This is a genomic window from Variovorax sp. 278MFTsu5.1 (genome assembly GCF_048305045.1).
GTDB classification, from domain to species: Bacteria; Pseudomonadota; Gammaproteobacteria; order Burkholderiales; family Burkholderiaceae_C; genus Variovorax; species Variovorax guangxiensis.
In genome coordinates, this window is sequence record NZ_CP157622.1 from 3,807,878 (window position 1) to 3,833,713 (window position 25,836).

A 25,836-nucleotide genomic window follows, 5' to 3' on the forward strand; every position below is an offset into this window, starting at 1 on the left:
AGTAAGCCCCCGATTGTAGCCCGGACTGGGTGTGTTATTCGGCCAGCAGGGCTGCTCCGCTCGCATGCAGGCAGATCGCCGCGGCCGCGGCCACGTTCAGCGACTCCTCTCCGCCCGGCTGCGCGATGCGGATATGGTGCGAGGCCCGGGCTTCCAGCGCCGCCGAAACGCCCTGCCCCTCGTGCCCCATAAGCCAGGCGCAGGGATGCGGCAGAGCGGCCTTGTGCAGCCAGTCGCCGCGGTGCGAGCTGGTCGCCACCAGGGGCACACTCAGGCTGTCGAGCACATCTGCGTCCACACCTTCGATCAGCCGCAGGCCGAAATGCGCCCCCATGCCGGCGCGCAGTACCTTGGGCGCCCACAGCGCGGCCGTGCCCTTGAGCGCGATCACCTGCGCGAAGCCGAATGCGGCGGCGCTGCGCAGGATGGAGCCGGCATTGCCGGCGTCCTGCAGACGGTCGAGCACGACGCTCGGGGCATCGGGCAGCAATTCGGGGCGGGCCGGTACGTCGAGCACGAAGCCCATCGGCGCTGGCGACTCGAGGCCGCTGACGTCGCGCAGCAGGCTGTCCGCGACAACTACGGTTTTGATAGCACCCATCGACCACTCCGCCGGCGCTTTCAGCCAGAACGACTCCGAGAACACGGCAATGGCGGGCTTCACGCTCCGCGCCAGCGCCGCCCGGCACAGATGGTCGCCCTCGAGCCAGATGCGGCCCAGCTTGCGATAGGCGCCCGGATCCTGGGCAAGCTTGCGCAAGTCCTTGAGCAGGGGGTTGTCGCGCGAGCTGATGTGGCTGGCGCCGGTATCGGAAGTCATCGGGCCGGGTTCAGGGAGCAGCGCGAAGCTCGGACCGCGCGACCTCGATGGCACCGATGCCCATCGCCGGCTGCCCATCGGATTCGGCCGGTAGCATCACGTTCAGGACGCCGCCGGTGCGGAGGAGCGCCGCCGCCACCGGGCTGAAGGACTTCCGGTGATGCACGCAGGCACCATGGCGCTGCAGCGCCTCCAGATGCTCCGGCGTGCCGTAGCCCTTGTGGCCCGCAAAGCCGTAGTGCGGGAATTCGACGTGCAGTTGCTCGCACAGCCGGTCGCGGTGCACCTTCGCCAGGATCGACGCGGCGGAAATCGCCTTGACCCGGGCGTCGCCCTTCACGATGGCCTCGGCGAGCACGTCGAGCGTGGGCAGGCGGTTGCCGTCGACCAGCACCTTCACCGGCTTGAGCCGCAGCCCCTCGACGGCCCGGCGCATCGCCAGCATGGTCGCCTGCAGGATGTTGTGAGTGTCGATTTCCTCGACGGTAGCCTGCGCGATGGAGCAGCACAGCGCCTTGGCGAGGATCTGGTCGTGCAGGCGTTCGCGCTGCAGCGCGGTCAGCGTCTTGGAGTCCGCGAGACCGCGGATGGGCCGCATGTCGTCGAGGATCACGGCTGCAGCCACCACGGGCCCGGCCAGGGGCCCGCGGCCCGCCTCGTCGACGCCCGCGATCAGGCCGGGTGCGTCCCACACCAGCGGGGCCTGCTCAGCCTTCAAGAACTTTCTGGATCGCATCGGCGCAGAGTGTGGGCGTATCGCGCTGCAATTGCACATGCAGCTCTGAAAATCTTTGTTGCAGCGCCCGGGTCTTTTCAGGCGCGTCCAGCCAGTCGAGCGTGGCCCGGGCCAGCGCCTCGGGGGTGGCCGCCTCCTGCAGCAGCTCGGGCACCACGAAATCGCGGCACAGGATGTTGGGCAATCCCACCCAGGGCTGCAGCTGCTTGCGCCGCATGAGGCGCCACGAAAGCGCGTTCATGTTGTAGGCGATGACCATCGGCCGCTTGAACAGGGCCGCCTCGAGCGTGGCGGTGCCGCTGGCGATCAGCGTGGCGTCGCAGGCGGCCAGCACCGCATGCGACTGGCCGTCGAGCAGCCTGACGCGCCCGGCCATGCCGCTGGCCTGCAGCAAGGCTTCGACTTCGGCGCGAAGGCCCGGAATGATGGGCGCCACGAACTGCAGTTCCGGCCGCGCCTTGTGCATCAGCGCCGCGGCGGCGAAGAAACGGGCGGCCAGGTAGCGGATCTCGGAACGGCGGCTGCCCGGCAGCAGCGCGACGACCGGCGCATCGGGCGCCAGGCCCAGCGCGGCGCGCGCACCAGCCTGGTCGGGCACCATCGGGATCACGTTTGCGACGGGATGGCCCACATAGCTCGCGGCCACGCCCTTCTCCGCCAGCAAGGCGGGTTCGAACGGGAAGATGCACAGCACGTGGTCCGCCGCTGCCCGGATCTTCTCGATGCGCTCCGGCCGCCAGGCCCAGATCGACGGGCAGACGAAGTGCACCGTCTTCATGCCCTGGCTGCGCAGGCCGGCTTCGAGGTCGAGGTTGAAATCGGGTGCGTCGACGCCGATGAAGAGCTGGGGCCGCTCCTGCAGCAGCCGCGCCTTGAGCTGGCGGCGGATGCCGGCAATTTCGGCGTAGTGCCGCAGCACCTCGATGTAGCCGCGCACCGCGAGCTTTTCCTGCGGCCACCAGCTCTGGAAGCCGTGGGCCAGCATGCGCGGCCCGCCGATGCCGACGGTCTGGAGATCGGGCCAGCGCGCCAGCAGGCCGTCTAGCAGCAGGCCGGCGAGCAGGTCGCCGGACGCTTCGCCCGCGACCAGCGCGAAGCGTCGCTGTCCGTCGTTCTGCATGGCCGTCACTTCAGCGCGCGATGCCGCGCGTCGAATTGGCGAGGAAGGATTCCATCAGCGCGACGTCGCCGGCCGCTTCGGGCATTTCGGTCGCCAACGCGGCGATGCCTGCGCGCGCCTCGTCGAGCGTCTTGCCCTGGCGGTACAGCAGGCGATGCATCTGCTTCACCGCGGCGAGCCGCTGCGCGGAGAAATCGCGCCGGCGCAGGCCGACGATGTTGAAGCCGCGCACCGCCAGCGGATTGCCGTCGACCAGCATGAAAGGCGGCACGTCCTGCGTGACCGCGCTCGCGAAGCCGAGCATGGCGTGGGCTCCGATGGAGACGAACTGGTGGATGCCCGTGAGCCCGCCGACCGTCACCCAGTCGGCAAGGTGCACATGCCCGGCCAGCGTGGTGTTGTTGGCGAGCGTGGTGTGGTCGTCGACGCGGCAGTCGTGGGCGATGTGCGTGTACGCCATGATCCAGTTGTCGTTGCCGACACGCGTGACGCCCCCTGCCCCCGGCACGCCGAGGTTGAAGGTGCAGAACTCGCGGATCACGTTGCGGTCGCCGATGACGAGCTCGGTAGGCTCGCCGGCGTATTTCTTGTCCTGCGGAACGGCGCCGAGGGACGAAAACTGGAAGATCCTGTTGTCGCGCCCGATGGTGGTGCGGCCCTCGATCACGCAGTGCGCGCCGATGGTGGTGCCCGCGCCTATGCGCACATGCGGGCCGATCACGGTATAGGGCCCGACCGACACCGAGGCGTCGAGCTGTGCCTGGGGGTCGACGACGGCCGTCGAATGAACCTGGGTCATGCCTTGTGAAGAAGCAACTGGCTGCGGCCGGCCATCAGTTGATCTGGCGCATGGCGCACATCAGCGACGCCTCGCAGGCGAGCTCGGTGCCCACCAGGGCCCGGCCCTTGAACTTGGAGATGCCCGCCTTCATGCGCTCGATCTCGACTTCGAGGGTGAGTTGGTCGCCCGGCTCCACCGGACGCTTGAAGCGGGCGCCGTCGATGGCAGCGAAGTAGTAGACGGTGTTGTCGTCCGGCACGATGTCCAGCGAATGGAAGGACAGCAGCGCCGCCGCCTGGGCCATCGCTTCGAGCATCAGCACGCCCGGCATCACAGGGCGGTGCGGGAAGTGGCCGTTGAAGAACGGCTCGTTCATCGTCACGTTCTTGAGCGCCGTGATGCGCTTGCCCTTTTCCATGTCCAGCACGCGGTCCACCAGCAGGAACGGGTAGCGGTGAGGCAGCAACTTGAGGATTTGATGGATATCGAGCGCTATCGCTGGCTTTGTCATGATTTTCTGTTCCTGCATCGTCGTCATTTTTTCGAGGGAGCCTTCTCCAGCGCCTTCAGTCGTTCGCGCAGGCTGTGCAACTGCTTGAGCGTTGCCGCATTCTTTTCCCAGTTCGCATTGTCATCGATGGGAAACATGCCGGTGTATTGGCCGGCCTTGTGGATGGACCGGGTGACCACGGTCGCGGCCGACACATGCACGCCGTCGGCGACCGTCAAATGACCCAGCACGATGGCGCCGCCACCGAAGGTGCAGCCGGCCCCGATGATGGCGCTCCCGGCCACACCGACGCAGCCCGCCATGGCCGTGTTCTTGCCGACCCGGACGTTATGGCCGATCTGGATCAGGTTGTCGAGCTTCACGCCGTCTTCGATGACGGTGTCGTCCAGCGCACCGCGGTCGATGCAGGTGTTGGCACCGATCTCGACGTCGTTGCCGATGCGCACGGCTCCGAGCTGCTCGATCTTGATCCAGCGCCCCTCGTGTGGAGCGAGGCCGAAGCCGTCGGCGCCGATCACCACGCCGGGATGCAGCAGGCAGCGCTCGCCGATGACGCAGTCCTCGCTGACCGTCACGCGCGACTTCAGCACGGTGCCCGCGCCGATGCGGGCGCCCCGCTCCACCACGCACAGCGCGCCGATGCGCGCCGTGGCGTCGACCAGCGCTTCAGGATGGATCACCGCGCTGGGATGGACGCGGTCGGCCTCCGGGGGCGCATGGCGCGCCTTCCACAGCTGCGTGAGACGGGCGAAGTAGAGGTACGGATCGGGCGTGACGATGTAGGCGCCACGCGCAGCTGCTGCCTCGCGCATGGCGGGCGACACGATCACGCAGGCGGCCTTCGAAGCCGCCAGCTCCTGCTGGTATTTGGGATGGCTCAGGAAGCTGAGCGCATCGGGCTGTGCATTCTGGAGAGGCGCGAGCCGCTCGATGGACAGCGCCGCATCGCCATGAAGCTCGCCCCCGAGGGCGTCAACAATGGCTCCGAGCTGCAGTGACACGCCGGTTCGCGGCGTTACTTGCCGGCCGCGGGCGCAGGAGAAGCAACGGACGCGTTCAGCGCCTTGATCACCTTGTCGGTGATGTCGTGCTTCGGATTGATGTAGATCGCTTCCTGCAGGATGGCGTCGTACTTCTCGGCCTCGGCCACCTGCTTCACCACGCGGTTGGCGCGCTCGTAGACCTGCTGGAGCTCTTCGTTCTTGCGCGCGTTCAGGTCTTCCTGGAACTCGCGGCGCTTGCGCTGGAAGTCGCGGTCCTGATCGACCAGGGCGCGCTGGCGGGCAACGCGCTGGGTTTCAGAGAGGGTGGGTGCCTCGCGCTCGAACTTCTCGGATGCAGCCTTCAGGGCATCGCCCTGTGCGGTAAGGTCTTTCTCGCGCTTCAGGAACTCCGCCTCGAGCTTTGCCTGGGCAGTCTTGGCGGGCTGCGCTTCACGCAGCACGCGGTCCGGGTTCACAAAGCCGATGCGAAAAGTTTCCTGCGCCTGTGCCTGGGCAGGTGCCGTGGCAAGTGCGAAAGCGGGAATCAACAACGCGCCGGCCGCGGCGCGGATCAAATGCTTCATTTAGAAAGACGTTCCGATCTGGAATTGGAGGCGCTGAATTCTATCCTTCGGGATATAGCCTGCCGTGAACGGTTGCCCCACTTCCTTCTGGGACTTGATCGGGAAGGCGTAGGCAAGGCGCAGCGGGCCCAGCGGCGAGATCCAGCTGACGCCAAGGCCGACCGAGGCGCGCAGCTTCTTCTCGGCCTTCCATTGCTCGTCGGTCACGCCGGCGGCACGGGTGCCGAAGACGTTGCCGACGTCGAAGAAGCCGTACAGACGCAGGGTGCGGTCGTTGCCGGCGCCGGGGAACGGCGTGCTCAGCTCCGCATTGAAGATCGCCTTCTTCGTACCCCCGATGGCCGCGCCTTCGCTCTGCAGGAACAGCGGCGCATCACGCGGACCCAGCGAGTTCTGCTCGAAGCCGCGCACCGAACCCAGGCCACCCGCGTAGAAGTTCTTGAAGATCGGATAGACCTTGTTGCCGAAGGCCTTGGCGTAGCCGACCTCGCCGTTGATCGAGAAGGTGTACTGCTTGTTGATTGCGAAGAACTGTTGGTACTGGTAGTTCGTCTTGACGTACTTCATGTCGCCGGCGGCACCCACCTCGAGGTTGGCGCGTTGCAGGCGGCCGGTGGTCGGGATCAGCGCGCTGTCGCGGCTGTCGCGGCCCCAGCCGACGCTCAGCGGAATGCCCCAGACGCTCTTCTGGTCGCAGCCGGTGACCAGCAGGCCCGTCGGGTCCTTCTTGCACTGGAAGTAGTTGAGGTACGACGGCGGCGTGTACAGGCCGGAGAAGGCGGTCGAGCTGTTGGGATCGAACGCATAGCGCTCAATGCCGACGCCGAAAAAGACGGTGTCGACCTCGCTGAACGGCACACCGAAGCGCACGGATGCGCCCTGGTTCACCAGCTTGTAGTCGCCGTCGGTCGAGGTCTGGTACGGACGCGTCGTGGTGTGGTAGATGCTGAAAGTGCGCGAGATGCCGTCGGCCGTGAAGTACGGGTCGGTAGCCGTCAGCGACAGCGTGCGGTTGTACTTGCTGGTGTTGACCTGAACGCCCAGGAAGTTGCCCGAGCCGAACACGTTCTCCTGCGAGATGCCGAAGGTCAGCGCGACCTTTTCCGCGCTGGAGTAGCCGGCGCCGAGCTGCAGGCTGCCAGTGGGCTTCTCAACCACGCTGACGGTCAGGTCCACCTGGTCCGGCGAGCCGGGCACTTCCTGCGTATCGACGTTCACTTCGGTGAAGAAGCCCAGGCGGTCCACGCGGTCGCGCGAGAGCTTGATCTTGTCGCCGTCGTACCAGGAGGCCTCGTACTGGCGGAACTCGCGACGGATCACCTCGTCGCGGGTCTTGTTGTTGCCGCCGACCGAAACGCGGCGCACGTACACGCGGCGCGAGGGCTCGGCCTGTAGCGTGAGGGCCACGCGGTTGTTGACGCGGTCGATCTCGGGGCGCGCCTGCACGCGCGCAAAGGCGTAGCCGAAGGTGCCGAAGTAGTCGTTGAACGCCTTGGTGGTCTCCGTGACCTGCTCGCCGTTGTAGGGCTCGCCCGGCTTGATGGTGATGAGCGACTTGAACTCGTCGTCGCGGCCGAGGTAGTTGCCATCGAGCTTGACGCTCGACACCACGAACTTCTCGCCTTCGGTGATGTTCACCGTCACCGTCAGGTCCTTGCGGTCCGGGGAGATCGCGACCTGCGTCGAGTCGATGCGGAACTCGAGATAGCCGCGCGTGATGTAGTACGAGCGCAGGGTTTCGAGGTCGGCGTTGAGCTTGGCGCGCGAATACTGATTCGACTTCGTGTACCAGCTCATGAAGCCGCCGCTGTCCTGGTCGAACAGGCTCAGCAGCGTCGATTCGCTGAAGGCCTTGTTGCCCACCACGCGCACTTCGCGGATGCGGGCCGACTCGCCTTCGGTCACGGTGAAGGTCAGGTTGACGCGGTTGCGCTCGATGGGCGTGACGGTGGTCACGACCTGCGCGTTGTAGAGGCTGCGGCTCACGTACTGGCGCTTGAGCTCCTGCTCCGCACGGTCGGCCAGCGCCTTGTCGTAGGGGCGGCCATCGGCCAGGCCCACTTCGCGCAGCGCCTTCTGCAGCGCGGCCTTGTCGAATTCCTTGGTGCCGACGAAATCGACATCGGCGATGGTCGGACGCTCTTCCACGATGACCACCAGCACGTTGCCATTCACGTCGATGCGCACGTCCTTGAACAACCCCAGATCGAACAGCGCGCGAATCGCGGCGGAGCCGCGCTCGTCGCTGTAGGTATCGCCCACGCGAAGCGGCAGCGACGCGAAGACCGTACCGGCCTCGACGCGTTGCAGGCCTTCGACGCGGATGTCGCGCACCGTGAAAGGTTCGACTGCCCAGGCGGCCGAAGCCGCAAGCGCACTGGCAACCACCGCGACAACGCTACGCAGGCGAAAGCGACTGAAGTTTTTGTTCATCTGTGAATTGAGCCGGCACGGAAAGGGCCGGCAGAAAGTTAACCAAAGAGCCGCGTGACGTCGTTGAAGAGTGCGACCGACATCATGACCAGCAGCAGGGCCACACCCCCGCGCTGAAGCCGTTCCATCCAGGCGTCAGAGACGCTCTTGCCGGTCAGGCCCTCCCAAAGATAATACATCAGGTGTCCTCCATCGAGGACCGGCAGCGGCATGAGATTGAGCACCCCGAGGCTCACGCTGATGAGCGCCAGGAAGACCAGGTACTGGGTGAAACCGAGGCTTGCGGACTTGCCCGCGTAGTCCGCGATGGTGAGCGGACCACTGAGATTCTTGATCGACGCCTCGCCGATGACCATCTTGCCCATCATGCGCACGGTCAGCGCCGAAACCTCCCAGGTACGCACCACGCCGCGCCAGATGCCGTCGACCACGCCCTGGCGCACGGTCACCATTTCGGGCGGCGCGCCAACATAGGCGCCCACGCGCCCCACCTTGGCGCCGCCCTCTTCCCGCACTTCGGGCTTCACGTCGATGGTGAGCGCCCGGCCGCCGCGCTCGATCTGCCATGCCTGCGTGCGCGGCTGGCCACCGTCGACCGACGCCCGGATCGCCTCGCGCAGCTGCTGCCCGTCGATGATCGGCGTGCCGCCGATGGCGCGCACCACGTCGCCGTCGAGCAGGCCCGCCGCTTCGGCCGCGCTGCCCTTCATGACTTCGCCGATCTCGGGGCGCGTCAGGGGCGCCAGCACGCCGATCTTGCGGAACATCTGCGGATCGGCGTCCTTGGTCTCCATGCGGCTGAGCGGGAGCACCAGCTCGCGAGCGGGCCGACCGCCCTCGCCCGCGACCTCGAGCTTCAGGTCGCGACCATCGAGCGCTCCGCGCGTCATGCGCCAGCGCAGGTCCTCGAAGGACTGGACCGGCGTCAGCTCGCCGTCGAACCCAGCCCGGGAGATGTGCTCGCCGCCCTTCAGGCCCGCCGACTCGGCAAGGGAGCCTGCCACCGGCCGCGCCAATGTGGCGACCGGCTCCTGCACGCCGATCCAGTTGACTGCCGTGTAGAGCGCCACCGCCAGCAGCAGATTGGCGATCGGCCCCGCGGCCACGATGGCCGCGCGCGAACGCAGCGGCTGCGTGTTGAAGGCGCGGTGGCGTTCCTCGGGTGCCACGGGGCCTTCACGCTCGTCGAGCATCTTGACGTAGCCGCCGAAGGGAAATGCGCCGATGACGAACTCGGTCTGCTGGCCCGGATGCTGGCGCCTGGGCTGCCAACGGAAAAGCGCCTTGCCGAAGCCGACGGAGAAGCGCTCCACCTTGACGCCGCAGGCCACTGCCACGCGATAGTGGCCGTATTCGTGCACCGCGATCAGGACACCGAGCGCAACCACAAAGGCTATGACAGTAAGCAGCATCGGAGTCCTTGCTTTACGAGGGAGGCGTCAGGCAGCGAATCGCAGCGCCGCGGCATTGGCTGCCGCCCGGGCGCTGGCGTCGATCGCCAGCAGGTCGGCCAGCGATGCCGGCTTGGAGGGGGCGACTCTTTCCAAAGTTTCCATGTTGACCGCGTGTATGCAATCGAAACGCAGGCGGCGGTTGAGGAATGCTTCAACTGCGACCTCGTTGGCGGCATTGAGCACAGCCGTCGTACCGGGCGCGGCGCGCAGCGCGTGCCATGCAAGGCCCAGCCCGGGGAAAAGCGCCGCATCGGGCGATTCGAAGGTCAGCGAGCCCATCTGCCGGAAGTCGAGCCGCGCGGCGCCGCTTTCGATGCGCTCGGGCCAGGCCAGGCCCACCGCGATCGGCACCCGCATGTCGGGCGTGCCGAGCTGGGCGATGACCGACGCATCGGTGAACTGCACCATCGAGTGCACCACGCTCTGCGGATGAATGACCACCTCGATCTGCTCGGGCGAGACGCCGAACAGATGGCGCGCCTCGATCACCTCGAGCGCCTTGTTCATCATCGTGGCCGAATCGACCGAAATCTTGCGGCCCATGACCCAGTTCGGATGGGCGCAGGCCTGCTCGGGCGTCACCGCGCCCAGGGTTTCCGGCGCACGGGTGCGGAACGGGCCTCCCGAGGCAGTCAGGATGATCTTGTCGATGCGCCGCGCCCAGGTGGACGGGTCCTCGGGCAGCGACTGGAAGATGGCGGAATGCTCGCTGTCGATGGGCAGCAGCGTCGCCCCACCCTCGCGCACGGTGCGCATGAAGAGTTCGCCGCCGACGACCAGCGCTTCCTTGTTGGCCAGCAGGAGCCGCTTGCCGGCGCGCGCGGCAGCCAGGCATGGCCCCAGGCCGGCGGCACCGACGATGGCGGCCATCACGGAATCGACCTCGTCGTGCGACGCTATCGTTTCGAGAGCATCGCCCTCCATCAACACGACCGTCTTCAGGCCATTCTGCTGGAGCTTCTCGGCCAGCAGCGCGGCGTGCGGCGCGCTGGCCATCACGGCGAACCTGGGCGTGAACTGGGCGCACTGCGCCAGCAACTCGTCGACCTTGGTGGCCGCGGAAAGCGCGAAAACCTCGAAGCGCTCGGGGTGGCGCGAAATGACGTCGAGCGTGCTCACGCCGACCGAACCGGTCGAGCCGAGCACCGTGACGCGTTGTCTTCTGGGTGAATTCACAGGAAAGCCAGCATCATGGCAATGGGAAGCGCCGGCAAGAGGGCATCCACGCGGTCGAGGACGCCGCCGTGGCCGGGCAGCAGCCTGCTGCTGTCCTTGGCGCCGGCGCTGCGCTTGATGAGAGATTCGACGAGGTCGCCCACGACGCTCATGGCCGCGAGGAACAGCGCGGCCAGCAACAGCAGCCACCAGCCACGCTCGGCGAGACGGGTATACAGGCTGGCCACCGTGGCGCCCGCGGCCTTGTCGGCCCAGACCCAGGCGAAAGCCAGCACCACCACGCCGACCATGCCGCCCCAAACGCCCTCCCAACTCTTGCCGGGACTGATCGCCGGAGCGAGCTTGTTGCGGGTGAACTTGAGGCCGAAGGCCCGGCCGGCGAAATAGGCGAATACGTCGGCCACCCACACCAGCACGAGGATCGACAGCAGGAAGTTGATGCCGATCATGCGCGCCTGCACCGCAGCCAGCCAAGCTACCCACAGCGCCAGCAGGCCACCGACCAGTCGAAGGCCGCGCGGAATGCGGGGCCAGCCCGGCACTGCCACGCGCAGCAAAGCCGCGCCGCCCAGCACCCAGGCAGCGCTCGCCAGGGTCCACATCACGACCAGGGGTTGCTCCAGCAGCCCGAGCCACCAGGAGAGCCCACACAGCACCACCGTCTCGGCACCGAGGAACAGCGACACCCCCTGCCCATAGCCGTTCAGACGCCCCCACTCCCAGGCGGCGGCGCCGATCAGCACCAGCATGACGCAGCCGAAGGGCATATAGCTTGGGTAGAACAGCGCCGGCAGCAGGATCGCGAGGAGCACGATCGCCGTGATGATGCGTTGCTTGAGCATGCGGAGGCTGCCTGGCCGTCAGGCCGCGGCGGTGGAAGAGACTTGCGCCGAGGTCTGTCCGAAACGCCGCTCGCGGCCCTGGAACGCGGCAATGGCCTCGTCCAGCGCTGCCTCGTCGAACTCGGGCCACAGCTTGTCGCTGAAGAAAAGCTCGGCGTAGGCACTCTGCCAGAGCAGGAAGTTGGAGAGACGCTGCTCGCCGCCGGTGCGGATGAACAGGTCGGGGTCGGGCACATGGGCCAGGGCCATCGCGCGATCAAGGCTGAGCTCGGTAATCGCTTCGCCCTGTGCTGCAAGCTTGGCTGCAGCCTGTGCGATGTCCCAGCGGCCGCCGTAGTTGAAGCAGACGTTGAGCACAAGCCGGGTGTTGTGCGCCGTGGCGGCTTCGGCGTCGAGCAGGCCGCTCACCATCTTGGGCGACAGACCGGCGCGCTCGCCGACGAAATGCAGCCGCACGCCGTCGGCGCTGAGCTTGGGCACCTCGCGAGCAAGCGCACCGACCATCAGCTCCATGAGCCCGGAAACCTCCTCGACGGGACGGTTCCAGTTCTCGGACGAGAACGCGAAGACGGTGAGCACGCCCACGCCGCGCTCGGCGCAGGCCTTGACGCAGCGGCGCAGCGATTCGACGCCCTGCTTGTGCCCCGCGATGCGGGGAAGAAAGCGCCGCGTCGCCCAGCGGCCGTTGCCGTCCATGACGATGGCAACGTGGTGAGGAACGCGCGGCGCCGACGAGGCCATGGCAGGCCTCAAACGGCCATGATCTCCGCTTCCTTGGCCGCGACCAGGCGGTCGATTTCCGCGATGTGGCGGTCGGTGACCTTCTGGATCTCGGCTTCGGCGCGCTTCTGGTCGTCTTCCGACGCCAGCTTTTCCTTGACCAGCTTCTTGACCGACTCGTTCGCATCGCGGCGCAGGTTGCGCGTGGCGATCTTGGCGCTCTCGCCTTCGTTGCGGACCAGCTTGGTCATTTCCTTGCGGCGCTCTTCGCTCATGGCGGGCAGCGGCACGCGGATCAGGTCACCCATCGAGGCCGGGTTCAGGCCCAGGTCGCTTTCGCGGATGGCCTTCTCGATCTTGGCTCCCATGCCCTTTTCCCAGGGCTGCACGCTGAGCGTGCGCGAATCGAGCACCGACACGTTGGCCACCTGGCTCAGCGGCACCTGCGAGCCGTAGTACTCGACGTGGATTGCGTCGAGCAGCGCCGAGTTGGCGCGGCCGGTACGGATCTTGGTGAGGTTGTTCTGGAATGCGGCGATCGACTGGTTCATCTTCGCGTCGGTCGCACTGCGGATGTCTGCAATGGTCATCTCAAATACTCCTAGGCATGCACCAGCGTGCCTTCGTCCTCGCCCATGACGACGCGCTTGAGCGCGCCATTCTTGAAGATCGAGAACACCTTGATCGGCAGCTTCTGGTCGCGGCACAGCGCGAAGGCCGTGGCGTCCATGATGCCGAGGTTCTTCGCAATCGCCTCGTCGAAGGTCAGCGTGGCGTAGCGGGTCGCGTCGGGGTTGGTCTTGGGGTCGGCGGTATAGACGCCGTCGACCTTGGTCGCCTTGAGCACCAGCTCGGCGCCGATCTCGGCACCGCGCAGCGCGGCGGCCGTGTCGGTGGTGAAGAACGGGTTGCCCGTGCCGGCCGCGAACACCACGACCTTGCCCTCTTCGAGGTACTGCAGCGCCTTGGGGCGCACATAGGGCTCGACCACCTGCTCGATGGCGATGGCGGACATCACGCGGGCCACGAGGCCCTGCTTGTCCATCGCATCGGCCAGGGCCAGCGAGTTCATGACCGTGGCCAGCATGCCCATGTAGTCGGCAGTTGCGCGGTCCATGCCGACGGAACCGCCCGCGACGCCACGGAAGATGTTGCCGCCGCCGATCACGACCGCCACCTCGACACCCATGTTCACGACCTCGGCCACCTCCTGCACCATGCGCACGATGGTCGCACGATTGATGCCGAAGGCGTCGTCACCCATCAATGCCTCTCCCGACAGCTTCAACAAGATTCGCTTGTGGGCTGGGCGGGCATCAGACATGGGCAATTTCCTTTGGTTGGGTCGGGACGAGTGTAAAACGTGGCGATGAAAAAACGACGGTGCGCGCGAACGCACCGTCGCTGGAGCCGTAAAGGCTTAAGCGGCAGCCTTGGCTGCGGCGACTTGGGCTGCGACTTCAGCGGCGAAGTCGTCAACTTTCTTCTCAATGCCTTCGCCGACCACGTACAGGGTGAAGCCCTTGATCGTGGTGTTGACGGCCTTGAGCATCTGCTCGACGGTCTGCTTGTCGTTCTTCACGAAGGCCTGGTTGTGCAGCGAAACTTCCTTGAGGAACTTCTGCACGCCGCCTTCGATGCGCTTGGCGACGATGTCGGCCGGCTGGGGCTTCTTGCCTTCGGCTTCGGCCGTCTTGCGGTCTTCCTCGGCCTTGCCAGCGGCAACTGCGCGTTCCTTCTCGATCAGCTCGGCGGGCACGTCCGAAGCGGCAACCGACACGGGCTTCATGGCGGCGATGTGCATCGCGACGTCCTTGGCGGCGGTGTCGTCGCCCTCGAACTCCACCATCACGCCGATGCGCGTGCCGTGCAGGTAGGAGGCCAGCTTGCCGTTGCCGGCGAAGCGCTTGAAGCGGCGGAACGTCATGTTCTCGCCGATCTTGCCGATCAGGCCCTTGCGCACGTCCTCGAGCGTGGGGCCGAAGCCGTCCTGCTCGTAGGCCAGGGCGCCCAGCGCGGCGATGTCGGCGGGGTTCTTCTCGGCGACCAGCTTGGCGGCGGCATTGACCAGGGCCAGGAAGCTGTCGTTCTTCGAGACGAAGTCGGTTTCGCAGTTGACTTCGATCATCGCGCCGGCGTCACCGCCAACGTATGCGGCCACCACGCCTTCGGCGGTGATGCGGCTCGAGGCCTTGCCAGCCTTGTTACCGAGCTTGATGCGCAGCAGCTCTTCGGCCTTTTCCATGTTGCCGTCGGCCTCGGTCAGGGCCTTCTTGCATTCCATCATCGGCGCGTCGGTCTTTGCGCGCAGTTCGCCCACCATGCTTGCGGTGATTGCAGCCATTTCGTATCTCCGTGAATTCAAAAATCAGGTTAAAAAAAAGGGGCACCAAAGCCCCTTCTTCAGGCTCGCGGGCGCGCCAATCAGGCCGAGGCGCCCTCTTCGACTTCGACGAATTCGTCATTGCCTTCGGCGATGGCCTTGACCACGTCGCCGGTGGCGCTGTTGCGGCCTTCGATGATCGCATCGGCGATGCCGCGGGCATACAGCGTGACAGCCTTCGACGAGTCGTCGTTGCCGGGGATCACGTAGTCGATGCCTTCGGGCGAGTGATTGGAGTCCACCACGCCGATCAGCGGAATGCCGAGCTTCTTGGCTTCGGCCACGGCGATCTTGTGGAAACCCACGTCGATCACGAAGATGGCGTCGGGCAGAGCGGTCATGTCCTGGATGCCGCCGATGTCCTTCTCGAGCTTCTCGATTTCGCGCGTGAAGGTCAGTTGCTCCTTCTTGCTCAGGCTGTCGAGGCCGGCTTCCTGCTGAGCCTTCATGTCCTTCAGACGCTTGATCGAGGTCTTGACGGTCTTGAAGTTGGTCAGCATGCCGCCGAGCCAGCGAGTGTCGACGAAGGGCACGCCGGCACGGCGGGCTTCCGCCGCCACGATCTCACGGGCCTGGCGCTTCGTGCCGACCATCAGGATCGTGCCGCGGTTGGCGGTGAGCTGCTTGGCGTACTTCATCGCCTCCTGGAACATCGGGAGCGACTTTTCCAGGTTGATGATGTGGATCTTGTTGCGATGACCGAAGATGTACGGAGCCATCTTGGGGTTCCAGAAGCGGGTTTGGTGACCGAAATGGACGCCTGCTTCCAGCATTTCGCGCATGGTGGTGGACATTGAAATTACTCCAAAGGTTGGGTCTAAAATCCAGCCCGTTTTGCGCTCTTTGAATCGAGTCACAACACCTTGATTGGGCCGGTTTGCGGATGTGTCTGGCTGGATGCAACGGGAGCCGTTGCCCGACCAGCGAAACCCAAAGAGTATAGCACGGCCGTCGCCCCTCCCTCTGAACCCGAGCCGCCCCGGCGGCACCCGCAGCTTCCATGAACGACCTTCACGCCACCCGTCTCGACCTTCTGGCAGGTGGCACCGATGCACGCACCGAAATGGAGCGCGCCATCGACATCTCCAGGTCCGCGGTCTGCCAGCACGTCTTCACCCGCACGATGTTCGACGAGGCCCTGCAGTCCGCCTCCACGTCGGACCCGGCCAGCCGCCTGGCCGGCCTCGCCTTCACCGCCAAAGACCTTTTCGACGTCGAGGGTCAGGCCACGCCCGCCGGCTCCGCCGTCCTGGCGCACGCCCCGGCCGCCAAGGCCGACTCCCCCGCCGTGGCCCGGCTGCGCGCCGCCGGCGGCGTACTGACCGGCCGGACCAACATGACGGAATTCGCCTTTTCAGGCGTTGGCGTCAATCCGCATCATGGAACGCCAGCCAACGCCAGCGACCCCGCGGTACCGCGCATCCCAGGCGGTTCGTCTTCCGGCGCAGCGGTTTCGGTCGCCAGCGGCGCCGCCTTCATCGGCCTGGGCTCCGACACCGGCGGCTCGATCCGCATTCCGGCAGCGCTCAACGGCATCGTCGGCTTCAAGAATACGGCCCGGCTGACGCCCACCGCCGGCGCGCTGCCGCTCTCGACCACCCTTGATACCGCCTGCGCCATGACCCGCTCGGTGCGCGACGCCATCACCGCGCACGAGATCCTCGCCGCCCGTCGCGTGACCGCCGGCAACGCCCCGCTCGCCGCCTACAGGCTCGCCGTGGTGAAGAACGTGTTCTTCGACGGCATCGAGCCCGCCGTGGCCAACGCCTTCGAACGCTCGCTGAAGACGCTTCGCGCCGCTGGCGCCCGCATCGTCGAAATCGACCTGCCCCAGCTCGCCGAGCTGGGCGCCATCAACGCCACCGGCGGCTTCTCCGCCGCCGAGTCGTACGCCTGGCACCGCCTGCTGCTGGAACGCAGCGGCGCGGGCTACGACCCGCGCGTGGCCCAGCGCATCCTGCGCGGCGCCACGATGAAGGCGCACGAGTACATCGACCTGATCAACGCCCGCCGCGACTGGATCGCCCGCGTCGAAGCCGTGCTCGCGCCCTTCGACGCCGCGCTGTCGCCGACGGTGCCGATCACCGCGCCGTCCATCGCCAGCGTGGCGCCGGGCGCGGAGCGCGACGAAGAATTCTTCCGCGTCAATGCGCTGCTCCTGCGCAATCCGTCGATCGTCAACATGCTCGACGGCTGCGCCATCTCGCTGCCCTGCCAGGCTCCAGGCGAACTGCCGGTGGGCCTGATGCTGTGGCACGCGGCGCTGCGCGACGACGCCGTGCTCGCGGTGGCGCTCCAGACCGAGCGCGCGCTGCAAGAATAACGGCCGACGGCGCCCGTCCCGCGGGCGCCAGCCATCTCTCTCATCCTGAACACTCAATGAAAATCGCGATCGTGGGCGCCGGCATCATCGGCGTCACCACCGCCTGGGAACTGGTTTCCGACGGCCATGAAGTGACCGTCTTCGAGCGCCGCGGCGCCGCCGCCGAGGAAGCCAGCTTCGCCAACGCCGGCGTGGTCGCTCCCGGATACGTCACGCCGTGGGCCGGCCCCGGCATGCGCGGCAAGGTGCTGCGCTCCCTGCTCTCCTCTCACGGTGCCATCAAGCTGCGCTGGCCCCTGGGCTCGCGCGACCTCGGCTGGCTCTCCCGCTGGCAGAAGGCCTGCAAGCTCGACACCTACCTCGCCAACCGCGCCCGCATGCAGCGCCTGGCCTTCTACAGCCGCAACCGGCTGCACGAAGTGACCGAGTCGCGCGAACTCAGCTATGAGCGCAGCGACGGTTATCTCGTGCTGCTTCGCTCCAAGCGCGAGAAGAAGCTGGTGCAGCCCGGGCTCGACGTGCTGCGCGCGGCTGGCAGCGTCTTCAAGGAAGTCGACGCCGACGAAGCGCGGCTCATCGAACCCGCCCTGAACCCCGACACCCCGCTGGCAGGCGCCATCCACCTGCCTGAGGACGAAGTGGCCAACTGCCGCCAGTTCGCGCTGCTGCTCAAGTGGGAGGCCGAGTCGTTCGGTGCGCAGTTCCATTTCAACTGCGACATCGCGCCGCTGAGCCGCGCGGCCCCTACCTCGCTGTCGCTGGCGAGCGGCTCCGACCCGGTGCGCTACAACGCCGTCGTGGTCTGCGCCGGACTGGAATCGGCCTCGCTGCTGCGACCGCTGGGCCTGCGCATTCCGATGGCGCCGGTCTACGGCCATTCCGTGAGCGCGCCGATCCGCGAGCCGCTCAATGCGCCCCGCAGCGCGGTGATGGACGAGCGCTTCAAGGTCGCCATCTCCCGGCTGGGCCAACGCGTGCGCGTGGCCGGCAGCGCCGAAATTGGCGGCTCGCTGGACACGATGAACCCAGCCGCGGTGCAGACGCTCTACAAGGTGCTGCACGACTGGTTTCCGGGCGCCGCCACGCTGCAGTCCGGCATCCAGCAATGGAAAGGCGCGCGGCCGATGCTGCCCGACGGCCCGCCGGTGCTGGGCGCTAGCGGCATTCCGGGCGTGTGGCTCAACCTCGGGCATGGGTCGAGCGGCTGGGCGCTCTCGTGTGGCAGCGCGCGCGTGCTGGGCGACCTGATCGCCGGACGCGAGCCGGGCATCGACCTCGAAGGGCTCGGGGTCGAACGGCTCAGTCTTTAGGGCCCCACCGGCGCAAGGCTTCGGGGCTTGCGGGCTTCTCGACGGGAAGCCCCGGCTCGGGCGGAGGCCGCAGCCTTCCAGCGCCCCAGGCCAGCAAGCCGGGGCAGATCAACGCGAAGAAGATCAGGCACAGCACACCGGCGCCCAGCAGCGCCAGCCGCGTCAGGCCGGAGGCACCCTCGGCCGGCAGGTCGAACCAGCGGATCACGCTGATGCCGAAACCGACATTGGCGGCCCAGGCCACATCTCGCAGAGGCACCCATCGCCTGAACTCCGCCAGCAGGAAGACGCCCCACACGAGGCACAACACGCCCAGCACCCACCCGAATCCCGCGATCCACGCCATCGTCGCGGCCACGAACGAAACAAGCGCCGCGAGAAGCAGGACAAGCAGCCAGCCGACGCCTTTGAAGTTCATCCCCCGGATGATAGGGAGGCAAGCAGCGAGCCGGGCCAACGGCACAATGCGCCGATGCAACGCATCACCTCCGCCACTGCTGCCGACCTGTTCGACATCGCCGCCACGCGCCGCATCGAGCAGGCAGCGTCGGCCGCCCTGCCCGCCCACACGCTGATGCGACGCGCAGGCCTTGCGGTGGCGAAGCTCGCGATGGCAATCGCGCCGCACGCGCGCACGATATGGGTGGCTTGCGGGCCGGGCAACAACGGTGGCGACGGGTTCGAGGCTGCCGCCCAGTTGCGGCACCGGGGCTTCTTTCCGGTGGTCACGTCCATCGGCGATGAAGGCATGCTGCCGCCGGACGCCAAGGCATCGCTGCAACGAGCGCGCGATGCGGGCGTCACCTTCGCATCGACGCCCCCTTCGGACTACGAACTGGCGATCGACGCATTGCTCGGCATCGGCTCGACGCGGCCACCCGAAGGCGCGATGGCCGACTGGCTGGAGAAGATGCACGCCAGCGGCCAGCCCGTGCTGTGCGTCGACGTGCCATCGGGCCTGAACGCGGATACCGGCACGCTGGCCCAAGGCGTCAGCCCTGCGCAGGCGTCGACTCGCACCTGCATCACCTTCCTCACGCTGAAGCCCGGCCTGTTCACCGCGCAGGGCCGAGACGCCGCGGGCACCGTCTGGTTCGACGACCTGGGGTGCGGCGCCTTCAAGGACCAGCCCACGGCACGGATCGCAGGAGCACCCGAAGCGCAGCCGCGCAACCACGCCTCGCACAAGGGCAGCTATGGCGACGTCGCGGTGATCGGCGGGGCCGCCGGCATGGCTGGCGCTGCCTTGCTGGCTGGCTCAGCGGCGCTGCACGCGGGCGCGGGGCGCGTATTCGTCGGCTTGCTCGATCCGAGCGCGGCGCCTGTCGACACCGCGCAACCCGAGCTGATGCTGCGCGACGCCCAAACGCTCGATCTCTCGAACATGACGGCAGTCTGCGGGTGCGGCGGAGGAGAAGCCGTGAACGAACTGTTGCCGCGCGTGCTTTCGACGGCGGCCGCCCTGGTGCTCGATGCCGATGCGCTCAACGCCATCGCTGCCGACGGCGCGCTGCAAGCCCAGCTGGCATCACGCGGAAAAAGCGGCTCGCCCACGGTGATCACGCCCCACCCGCTGGAGGCAGCTCGCCTGCTGGATCGATCGGTCGGTGAAGTTCAGGCCGACAGGCTGGCCGCAGCCCGCGGACTCGCCGCGCGCTTCGGCGTGGTCGCGGTACTCAAGGGATCCGGCACCGTCATCGCCAGCCCTGGCGAAGCGCCACCGATCATCAACCTGAGCGGCAACGCCCGCCTCGCAACCGCCGGAACCGGCGACGTGCTGGCCGGAATGATCGGCGCGGCGCTGGCCGCGGGCCGCCCCGCCTTCGAAGCCGCGCGCGAAGCCGTCTGGCAACACGGCCACATCGCAGACACCTGGCCGGCCGACGCAGCCCCGCTCACGGCTGGCACGCTGGCCCGCCGCGCGCCGGTCTGAAGCGCCTCAGCCGCGCCCGACGAAGGGCATCTTCGTCGCCATGATGGTGTGGAAGAGCACGTTGGCTTCCAGCGGAAGGTTCGCCATGTAGAGCACCGACTGGCCGACGATCTTCACGTCGATCAGCGGCTCGATGGCCAGTTCGCCGTTGGCCTGCGGCACGCCCTTGGCCATGCGCGCCGCCAGCTCGGTCATGGCGTTGCCCACGTCCACCTGCCCCACGGCGATGTCGTACTTGCGGCCATCGAGGGACGCCGTCTTGGTGAGTCCCTCGACCGCGTGCTTCGTCGCGGTGTACGCAGCCGAGTTCGGACGCGGCGCCGTGGCCGAAATGGAGCCGTTGTTGATGATGCGCCCGCCCATCGGCTTCTGCGCCTTCATCGTGCGGAAGGCCTGCTGGATGCAGAAGAACATGCCTGTCAGGTTGATGTCGACCACGCCCTGCCACTGCTCGGGCGTCCAGTCCTCGAACGGGCCCGGCGGGTTGCCGACGCCGGCGTTGTTGAACAGCAGGTCGACGCGGCCGAAGCGCTCGACGGTGGCAGCGAACAGGGCTTGCACCGAGGCCGCGTTCGATACGTCGGTAGGCACCGCGAAGGCGCGCGCGCCGGCGCCCGACTCTTCCGCCACCTGCTCCAGCGGCTCCAGGCGGCGGCCCGCCAGTGCCACGCTCCAGCCGTCGCCCAGCAGCGCCAGCGCGGCGGCGCGGCCGATGCCGGAGCCGGCACCCGTGACGATGGCGATACGGCCCTTGTTGTCTTCAGCGCTCATGCTGTCTGTCTCTTTCTTTTCGGTTGTCGATGGTTCGTTCGATGGCGTGAGGCCCGGTCAACGGCGCGGCTTGCGCCCCTTGCCCTTCATCTTGCTGGCGGCTTTCTTCACCGCCGACTTGAAGGCCTGCATCGCCGACTGCGCCCCGGCCGTGGCCGAGGTGGGCCGCTCGCCACGCGGCTCGGCCTTGCCGGCTTCCGCCTTGTTGCGCGTGCTGCGCTTGGCCGAGGCCTTCAAGGGCACTCCCGATGATGCCGCACCCTTGTCCTTCATGGCCCGCGTCGTCAGCTCCTCGCCTTCGCGCACGAGGCGGAAGTCGATCTTGCGGCCGTCCAGGTCGACGCGGCTCACCTGCACCCGCACTCGCGTGCCGATGGCATAGCGGATGCCGGTGCGTTCGCCGCGCAGCTCCTGGCGCATCTCGTCGAACTTGAAGTACTCGCCGCCGAGCTCGGTGATGTGCACCAGGCCCTCGACGTACATCGCATCGAGCGTGACGAAGATGCCGAAGGTGGTGGCCGCGGTGACCACGCCGCCGTATTCCTCGCCGAGATGCTCGCGCATGTACTTGCACTTGAGCCAGGCCTCGACGTCGCGGCTGGCTTCGTCGGCGCGGCGCTCGTTGGCGCTGCAATGCAGGCCCGCGGCCTCCCACGCCATGACTTCCTTGCTGGGCGCGACGGTGGCCTTCTGCGGCTTCGCCGTGGGCGCCTTCACGCGCGAGGCGAGGCGCTTGGCCAGCTTGGCATGCGCCTCACCGGGGGTGGGCAGCATCGGCAGCTGATAGTGCGTCTTGCCGAGGATCGCCTTGATCACGCGGTGCACCAGCAGGTCCGGATAGCGCCGGATCGGACTGGTGAAGTGCGTGTAGGCCTCGTAGGCCAGGCCGAAATGGCCGCTGTTGATCGGCGTGTAGATCGCCTGCTGCATCGAGCGCAGCAGCATGGTGTGGATCTGCTGTGCGTCGGGGCGGTCCTTGGTGGCTTCGGCGATCGCCTGGAATTCACCGGGCCTGGGGTCGTCGGTGATGCTCAGGCCGACACCCATGGCCTTCAGGTAGCCGCGCAGGATCTCCTTCTTTTCGGGCGTGGGGCCTTCGTGCACGCGGTACAGGCCCGGGTGCTTGCCCTCGGCGATGAAGTCGGCGCTGCAGACGTTGGCGGCGAGCATCGCTTCTTCGATCAGGCGGTGTGCCTCGTTGCGCGTGCGCGGCACGATCTTTTCGATGCGGCCTGCGTCGTCGCAGATGATCTGCGTCTCGGTGGTCTCGAAGTCGACGGCGCCGCGCTTGCCGCGCTGCTTGAGCAATGCCTTGTATACGTCGGCGAGGTTCAGCAGATCCTTGACGCGGTCCTTGCGCTTCGCGGCCTCGGGCCCGCGCGTGTTGCCGAGGATGGCCGCCACCTCGGTGTACGTGAAGCGCGCGTGGCTGAACATCACGGCCGGATAGAACTGGTAGGCGTAGATCTCGCCGTCGGCGGCGACCAGCATGTCGCACACCATGCACAGGCGCTCAACCTCGGGGTTGAGCGAGCACAGGCCGTTCGAGAGCTTCTCCGGCAGCATCGGAATCACGCGGCGCGGGAAGTAGACGCTGGTGGCGCGGTCGTAGGCGTCGATGTCGATGGGCGAGCCGGTCTGCACATAGGCGCTGACGTCGGCAATGGCCACCAGCAGGCGCCAGCCCTTGCCGCGGCCCACCTTCGCGGGCTCGCAGTAGACCGCGTCGTCGAAGTCGCGCGCATCTTCGCCGTCGATGGTGACGAGCGGGATGTCGGTGAGGTCGACACGGCCTTTCTTGTCGGCGGGGCGGACCTTCTCGGGCAGCGCCTTGGACGCCGCCAGGCACTCCGCGGAAAACTCATGCGGCACGCCGTACTTGCGCACGGCGATCTCGATCTCCATGCCGGGGTCGTCGATCTCGCCCAGCACTTCCTTCACACGGCCCACGGGCTGGCCGAACAGGGCCGGCGGCTCGGTGAGCTGCACGACGACGACCTGACCCACCTTCGCGGGACCGGTCGCCCCCTTGGGAATCAGGACGTCCTGGCCGTAGCGCTTGTCTTCCGGCGCGACGAGCCAGATGCCGCCTTCGTGCAGCAGGCGGCCGATGATGGGCTGCTCAGGACGCTCGACGATCTCCACCACGCGCCCTTCCGGACGTCCGCGGCGGTCCTGGCGCACGATGCGCGCCTTGACGCGGTCCTTGTGAAGCACCGCACGCATTTCATTCGGGGGCAGATAGATGTCTGCTTCGCCATCGTCGCGCTGTACGAAGCCGTGCCCGTCGCGATGTCCTTGGACAGTTCCTTCAATTTCATCCAGCAGTCCGCTGGAAGTGACGTTATTTTTGATATGATCTCCTTCTTTCCTGAAATTCAAAACGCAGTTGCTTCTGCAACTACGTGGGCCCAGATGGCGGAATTGGTAGACGCACTAGTTTCAGGTACTAGCGAGTAACATCGTGGAGGTTCGAGTCCTCTTCTGGGCACCAAGTTTAAACAGACCTTTACCAGGTCATTCGATTCAAGCCACCGGTCTCCGGTGGCTTTTTTCATTGCCGATCGAATCCGCATCGAACGGTCGGCGCAACCGGACAGGCAAGAGCCGGACCAGTGCCAATTTTTTTGCGCGCGACCCGTTTTTTTCAGGCCGCCGCGACAAATTGTGTATACTCGCAGTCTTTGCTGAAAAGCAGAGAAAGCCCAGATGGCGGAATTGGTAGACGCACTAGTTTCAGGTACTAGCGAGTAACATCGTGGAGGTTCGAGTCCTCTTCTGGGCACCAGATCCAAATTGACCCCCGCCAGGTCATCCGAAACAAGCCACCGGTCTCCGGTGGCTTTTTTCATGGTCGATCGGATCCGCATCAAACGGGCAGCGCGATCAGATCGTGGCCCTCTGCACCCACGATGCGCGCGCGGGTGAACTCACCTACCTTCAGCGTCTTGCTGATCTTCTCGGGCGGCAGCAGACGGACCGTGCCGTCGATCTCCGGCGCATCTGCGTACGTGCGCCCCACCCCGCCCTTGCGGCCCATGGCGGGCGCCGAATCGACCAGCACCTGCATCGTCGAGCCGATGCGCCTTTGCAGCCTGGCGATCGACACAGCCTCCGCCACTTCCATGAAGCGCGCACGGCGCGCCTCGCGCTCCGCCTCGGGCAGCATGCCGGGAATGTCGTTGGCGGTAGCGCCTTCGACCGGGCTGTAGGCAAAGCAGCCGGCGCGATCGATCTCGGCCTCGCGGATGAAGTCGAGCAGATGCTCGAACTCCTGCTCCGTCTCGCCAGGGAAGCCCGCGATGAAGGTGCTGCGGATCACGAGCTCGGGACACACCTCGCGCCAACGCGCCAGCCGCTCCAGGTTCTTCTCACCACTGGCCGGGCGCTTCATGCGTTTCAGTACATCCGGGTGGCTGTGCTGCAAGGGCACATCGAGATACGGCAGCACCTGCCCGCTCGCCATCAGCGGAATGATCTCGTCCACGCTCGGATACGGGTACACGTAGTGCAGGCGAACCCACGCGCCATATGGCTCGGCGATTTCACCCAGCGTGCGCACCAGCTCGAGCATGCGCGTCTTGACCGGCTTACCGTCCCAGAAACCGGTGCGGTACTTCACGTCGACTCCATAGGCCGAGGTGTCCTGGCTGATCACCAGCAGCTCCTTCACGCCACCTTCGAACAGGGCCTTGGCCTCGCTCAGCACATCGCCGACCGGCCGTGACACGAGGTCGCCGCGCATCGAGGGAATGATGCAGAAGGTGCAGCGATGGTTGCAGCCCTCGCTGATCTTCAGATAGGCATAGTGGCGCGGCGTCAGCTTGAGACCCGCGACGCCGAATGTGTTGGGCACGAGATCGATGAATGGGTCGTGCGGCTTCGGCAGATTGGCATGCACCGCATCCATCACCTCCTGCGTGGCATGCGGGCCGGTCACGGCCAGCACGCTCGGGTGCATCTGGCGCACCAGGTTCCCGCCCTGGTCGCCGCTCTTGGCACCAAGACAACCGGTGACGATCACGCGGCCGTTCTCGGCCAGGGCTTCGCCGATGGTGTCCAGGCTTTCCTTCACGGCATCGTCGATGAAGCCGCAGGTGTTGACGATCACCAGATCGGCGCCTTCGAAGGTCTTGGCGGTCTGATAACCCTCGGCGCTCAGCTGGGTCAGGATCAATTCGGAATCGGTAAGGGCCTTGGGGCAGCCCAGGCTCACGAAACCGACCTTGGGGGCGGTCGACGTGGCCGTACGTTCGGGGGAGGCAACTTCGCTCATATGCCCCTATTGTCCCAGCTATCGGAGACGGCGGGGCAACCACCGCTTGCGGGCACCCGCTTCAGATCAGGAACGCTTGATGCCAAAGGCCCCCAGCACCTGCTCGGTGTTCTTCTGCATCTGCTCCTGCATCTGCAGGAAGACATTCTTCGATTGTTCGACGTAGCTGCCCATCAGCCCCTGCAGCATCGGCGACTGCATGGTCATGAAGCGAGCCCACATCTCGGGCGTCAGGCCTTCGGCCTTTTCGGCGAGCTGCGCCTGCACCTCGGTCATGGCCTGGATGTTCTTCTCGAGATACGGCCCCATGTAGCCCTGCATCGCCTGCCCGTAGAAACGGATGATGTTGGCCAGCACCTGTTCGGTGAACATCGGCGCGCCACCCGCCTCTTCTTCAAGGATGATCTGCAGCAGGATGCTGCGCGTGAGGTCGTCACCGGTCTTGGCATCGCGCACCACGAACTGGGCGTTCTGGATGACCAGCTGCTTCACCTCGGTCAGCGTGATGTACGTGGATGTCTCGGTGTCGTAGAGCCTTCGGTTCGGGTACTTCTTGATCACACGCTGTACCGGCTTGACCCCGGACTTCTTGCTCTGCACTGCGGACTCCTTCACATGGACGCCCATGTCGTCGGATGATTCTAGGGAGCGGTTTTGCTGCGCCGCGACAAGGTTTACCC

Annotated in this window: 24 protein-coding genes and 2 tRNA genes; 5 read left to right on the plus strand and 21 right to left on the minus strand. The window is 66.5% G+C overall.

The features are described 5' to 3' along the window. Positions 1-34 precede the first annotated feature (34 nt). The 16 genes from ABL844_RS17710 to rpsB form a co-directional block, all read right to left on the minus strand. On the minus strand, positions 35-820 hold the full coding sequence (locus tag ABL844_RS17710) for a TrmH family RNA methyltransferase (protein ID WP_418128344.1): 786 nt from the start codon (positions 818-820) through the stop codon (positions 35-37). A gap of 10 nt (positions 821-830) precedes the next feature. Further along, the gene (gene rnhB / locus ABL844_RS17715; protein ID WP_260319257.1) at positions 831-1,556 is read right to left on the minus strand and encodes a ribonuclease HII; all 726 of its coding nucleotides are present in this window, start codon (positions 1,554-1,556) and stop codon (positions 831-833) included. Continuing rightward, positions 1,528-2,676, minus strand: coding sequence for a lipid-A-disaccharide synthase (gene lpxB, locus ABL844_RS17720; protein ID WP_126024032.1), 1,149 nt, complete (start codon positions 2,674-2,676; stop codon positions 1,528-1,530). Before lpxB ends, rnhB begins: the two co-directional genes overlap by 29 nt. 10 nt (positions 2,677-2,686) lie before the next feature. Next, complete coding sequence (gene lpxA / locus ABL844_RS17725; RefSeq protein WP_184637578.1) at positions 2,687-3,475, minus strand: acyl-ACP--UDP-N-acetylglucosamine O-acyltransferase; 789 nt, start codon at positions 3,473-3,475, stop codon at positions 2,687-2,689. A gap of 34 nt (positions 3,476-3,509) precedes the next feature. Then, the gene (fabZ, locus tag ABL844_RS17730; protein ID WP_418128346.1) at positions 3,510-3,968 is read right to left on the minus strand and encodes a 3-hydroxyacyl-ACP dehydratase FabZ; all 459 of its coding nucleotides are present in this window, start codon (positions 3,966-3,968) and stop codon (positions 3,510-3,512) included. 23 nt (positions 3,969-3,991) lie between these two features. Next, positions 3,992-4,969: a UDP-3-O-(3-hydroxymyristoyl)glucosamine N-acyltransferase gene (gene lpxD / locus ABL844_RS17735; protein ID WP_418128347.1), complete on the minus strand. Its 978-nt coding sequence runs from the start codon at positions 4,967-4,969 to the stop codon at positions 3,992-3,994. Between the two features lie 14 nt (positions 4,970-4,983). Next, positions 4,984-5,535 carry an OmpH family outer membrane protein gene (locus ABL844_RS17740; protein WP_126024027.1) on the minus strand — a complete coding sequence of 184 codons (552 nt, stop codon included), beginning with the start codon at positions 5,533-5,535 and terminating at the stop codon, positions 4,984-4,986. Further along, positions 5,536-7,968 carry an outer membrane protein assembly factor BamA gene (gene bamA, locus ABL844_RS17745; RefSeq protein ID WP_126024025.1) on the minus strand — a complete coding sequence of 811 codons (2,433 nt, stop codon included), beginning with the start codon at positions 7,966-7,968 and terminating at the stop codon, positions 5,536-5,538. It lies immediately after the preceding gene. 38 nt (positions 7,969-8,006) lie between these two features. Beyond that, on the minus strand, positions 8,007-9,380 hold the full coding sequence (gene rseP, locus ABL844_RS17750; RefSeq protein WP_418121206.1) for an RIP metalloprotease RseP: 1,374 nt from the start codon (positions 9,378-9,380) through the stop codon (positions 8,007-8,009). 27 nt (positions 9,381-9,407) lie between these two features. Then, positions 9,408-10,598, minus strand: a complete 1,191-nt coding sequence (gene ispC, locus ABL844_RS17755; protein ID WP_184637569.1) for a 1-deoxy-D-xylulose-5-phosphate reductoisomerase — start codon at positions 10,596-10,598, stop codon at positions 9,408-9,410. Next, positions 10,595-11,440: a phosphatidate cytidylyltransferase gene (locus ABL844_RS17760; RefSeq protein ID WP_184637567.1), complete on the minus strand. Its 846-nt coding sequence runs from the start codon at positions 11,438-11,440 to the stop codon at positions 10,595-10,597. The genes ispC and ABL844_RS17760 overlap by 4 nt, the downstream gene beginning before the upstream one ends. A gap of 18 nt (positions 11,441-11,458) precedes the next feature. Beyond that, the gene (gene uppS, locus ABL844_RS17765; protein ID WP_418128349.1) at positions 11,459-12,181 is read right to left on the minus strand and encodes a polyprenyl diphosphate synthase; all 723 of its coding nucleotides are present in this window, start codon (positions 12,179-12,181) and stop codon (positions 11,459-11,461) included. Between the two features lie 8 nt (positions 12,182-12,189). Further along, entirely contained in the window at positions 12,190-12,750 is a 561-nt protein-coding gene (gene frr / locus ABL844_RS17770; RefSeq protein WP_418128351.1) for a ribosome recycling factor, read from the minus strand. An 11-nt stretch (positions 12,751-12,761) separates the two neighbouring features. Continuing rightward, the gene (gene pyrH, locus ABL844_RS17775; RefSeq protein ID WP_093202350.1) at positions 12,762-13,484 is read right to left on the minus strand and encodes a UMP kinase; all 723 of its coding nucleotides are present in this window, start codon (positions 13,482-13,484) and stop codon (positions 12,762-12,764) included. A 96-nt stretch (positions 13,485-13,580) separates the two neighbouring features. Continuing rightward, positions 13,581-14,504, minus strand: a complete 924-nt coding sequence (gene tsf / locus ABL844_RS17780; protein WP_418128352.1) for a translation elongation factor Ts — start codon at positions 14,502-14,504, stop codon at positions 13,581-13,583. Between the two features lie 80 nt (positions 14,505-14,584). Continuing rightward, complete coding sequence (gene rpsB / locus ABL844_RS17785) at positions 14,585-15,337, minus strand: 30S ribosomal protein S2 (RefSeq protein ID WP_126024014.1); 753 nt, start codon at positions 15,335-15,337, stop codon at positions 14,585-14,587. Positions 15,338-15,543: 206 nt separating this feature from the next. On the opposite strand from rpsB, the gene ABL844_RS17790 reads away from it, so the two are divergent. Next, complete coding sequence (locus ABL844_RS17790) at positions 15,544-16,866, plus strand: amidase (RefSeq protein ID WP_418128353.1); 1,323 nt, start codon at positions 15,544-15,546, stop codon at positions 16,864-16,866. A gap of 56 nt (positions 16,867-16,922) precedes the next feature. Then, positions 16,923-18,176, plus strand: a complete 1,254-nt coding sequence (locus tag ABL844_RS17795) for a D-amino acid dehydrogenase (RefSeq protein WP_418128355.1) — start codon at positions 16,923-16,925, stop codon at positions 18,174-18,176. Here ABL844_RS17795 and ABL844_RS17800 read toward each other — a convergent pair. Then, positions 18,166-18,594 carry a hypothetical protein gene (locus ABL844_RS17800; protein WP_418128357.1) on the minus strand — a complete coding sequence of 143 codons (429 nt, stop codon included), beginning with the start codon at positions 18,592-18,594 and terminating at the stop codon, positions 18,166-18,168. The two genes, ABL844_RS17795 and ABL844_RS17800, sit on opposite strands and share 11 nt — an antisense overlap. A 54-nt stretch (positions 18,595-18,648) precedes the next feature. Between ABL844_RS17800 and ABL844_RS17805 the strand changes: the two genes are divergently transcribed. After that, positions 18,649-20,109 carry an NAD(P)H-hydrate dehydratase gene (locus ABL844_RS17805; RefSeq protein WP_418121212.1) on the plus strand — a complete coding sequence of 487 codons (1,461 nt, stop codon included), beginning with the start codon at positions 18,649-18,651 and terminating at the stop codon, positions 20,107-20,109. A 6-nt stretch (positions 20,110-20,115) separates the two neighbouring features. On the opposite strand, the gene ABL844_RS17810 is transcribed toward ABL844_RS17805, so the two are convergent. Beyond that, the gene (locus ABL844_RS17810; RefSeq protein WP_126024007.1) at positions 20,116-20,880 is read right to left on the minus strand and encodes an SDR family oxidoreductase; all 765 of its coding nucleotides are present in this window, start codon (positions 20,878-20,880) and stop codon (positions 20,116-20,118) included. 57 nt (positions 20,881-20,937) lie between these two features. Next, positions 20,938-23,208: a ribonuclease R gene (gene rnr, locus ABL844_RS17815; protein WP_418131922.1), complete on the minus strand. Its 2,271-nt coding sequence runs from the start codon at positions 23,206-23,208 to the stop codon at positions 20,938-20,940. A gap of 81 nt (positions 23,209-23,289) precedes the next feature. Between rnr and ABL844_RS17820 the strand changes: the two genes are divergently transcribed. Together ABL844_RS17820 and ABL844_RS17825 are read left to right on the plus strand one after the other, a co-directional pair. After that, positions 23,290-23,374: transfer RNA gene (locus tag ABL844_RS17820), tRNA-Leu, on the plus strand. A gap of 209 nt (positions 23,375-23,583) precedes the next feature. Further along, a tRNA-Leu gene (locus ABL844_RS17825) sits at positions 23,584-23,668 on the plus strand. Positions 23,669-23,749: 81 nt separating this feature from the next. Here the strand turns inward: ABL844_RS17825 and rimO are convergent. Then, entirely contained in the window at positions 23,750-25,156 is a 1,407-nt protein-coding gene (gene rimO / locus ABL844_RS17830) for a 30S ribosomal protein S12 methylthiotransferase RimO (protein WP_418128358.1), read from the minus strand. A gap of 66 nt (positions 25,157-25,222) precedes the next feature. Continuing rightward, on the minus strand, positions 25,223-25,783 hold the full coding sequence (phaR, locus tag ABL844_RS17835; protein ID WP_019652414.1) for a polyhydroxyalkanoate synthesis repressor PhaR: 561 nt from the start codon (positions 25,781-25,783) through the stop codon (positions 25,223-25,225). Positions 25,784-25,836: the final 53 nt, after the last annotated feature.

Excerpts from the sequence above, each read along its gene's own strand:
- ABL844_RS17710 (WP_418128344.1), bottom strand. The coding sequence starts at position 820 with ATGACTTCCGATACCGGCGCCAGCCACATCAGCTCGCGCGACAACCCC.
- rnhB (WP_260319257.1), bottom strand. The coding sequence starts at position 1,556 with ATGCGATCCAGAAAGTTCTTGAAGGCTGAGCAGGCCCCGCTGGTGTGG.
- lpxB (WP_126024032.1), bottom strand. The coding sequence starts at position 2,676 with ATGCAGAACGACGGACAGCGACGCTTCGCGCTGGTCGCGGGCGAAGCG.
- lpxA (WP_184637578.1), bottom strand. The coding sequence starts at position 3,475 with ATGACCCAGGTTCATTCGACGGCCGTCGTCGACCCCCAGGCACAGCTC.
- fabZ (WP_418128346.1), bottom strand. The coding sequence starts at position 3,968 with ATGACAAAGCCAGCGATAGCGCTCGATATCCATCAAATCCTCAAGTTG.
- ABL844_RS17740 (WP_126024027.1), bottom strand. The coding sequence starts at position 5,535 with ATGAAGCATTTGATCCGCGCCGCGGCCGGCGCGTTGTTGATTCCCGCT.
- bamA (WP_126024025.1), bottom strand. The coding sequence starts at position 7,968 with ATGAACAAAAACTTCAGTCGCTTTCGCCTGCGTAGCGTTGTCGCGGTG.
- rseP (WP_418121206.1), bottom strand. The coding sequence starts at position 9,380 with ATGCTGCTTACTGTCATAGCCTTTGTGGTTGCGCTCGGTGTCCTGATC.
- ABL844_RS17760 (WP_184637567.1), bottom strand. The coding sequence starts at position 11,440 with ATGCTCAAGCAACGCATCATCACGGCGATCGTGCTCCTCGCGATCCTG.
- uppS (WP_418128349.1), bottom strand. The coding sequence starts at position 12,181 with ATGGCCTCGTCGGCGCCGCGCGTTCCTCACCACGTTGCCATCGTCATG.
- frr (WP_418128351.1), bottom strand. The coding sequence starts at position 12,750 with ATGACCATTGCAGACATCCGCAGTGCGACCGACGCGAAGATGAACCAG.
- pyrH (WP_093202350.1), bottom strand. The coding sequence starts at position 13,484 with ATGTCTGATGCCCGCCCAGCCCACAAGCGAATCTTGTTGAAGCTGTCG.
- tsf (WP_418128352.1), bottom strand. The coding sequence starts at position 14,504 with ATGGCTGCAATCACCGCAAGCATGGTGGGCGAACTGCGCGCAAAGACC.
- rpsB (WP_126024014.1), bottom strand. The coding sequence starts at position 15,337 with ATGTCCACCACCATGCGCGAAATGCTGGAAGCAGGCGTCCATTTCGGT.
- ABL844_RS17790 (WP_418128353.1), top strand. The coding sequence starts at position 15,544 with ATGAACGACCTTCACGCCACCCGTCTCGACCTTCTGGCAGGTGGCACC.
- ABL844_RS17795 (WP_418128355.1), top strand. The coding sequence starts at position 16,923 with ATGAAAATCGCGATCGTGGGCGCCGGCATCATCGGCGTCACCACCGCC.
- ABL844_RS17800 (WP_418128357.1), bottom strand. The coding sequence starts at position 18,594 with ATGAACTTCAAAGGCGTCGGCTGGCTGCTTGTCCTGCTTCTCGCGGCG.
- ABL844_RS17805 (WP_418121212.1), top strand. The coding sequence starts at position 18,649 with ATGCAACGCATCACCTCCGCCACTGCTGCCGACCTGTTCGACATCGCC.
- ABL844_RS17810 (WP_126024007.1), bottom strand. The coding sequence starts at position 20,880 with ATGAGCGCTGAAGACAACAAGGGCCGTATCGCCATCGTCACGGGTGCC.
- rimO (WP_418128358.1), bottom strand. The coding sequence starts at position 25,156 with ATGAGCGAAGTTGCCTCCCCCGAACGTACGGCCACGTCGACCGCCCCC.
- phaR (WP_019652414.1), bottom strand. The coding sequence starts at position 25,783 with ATGGGCGTCCATGTGAAGGAGTCCGCAGTGCAGAGCAAGAAGTCCGGG.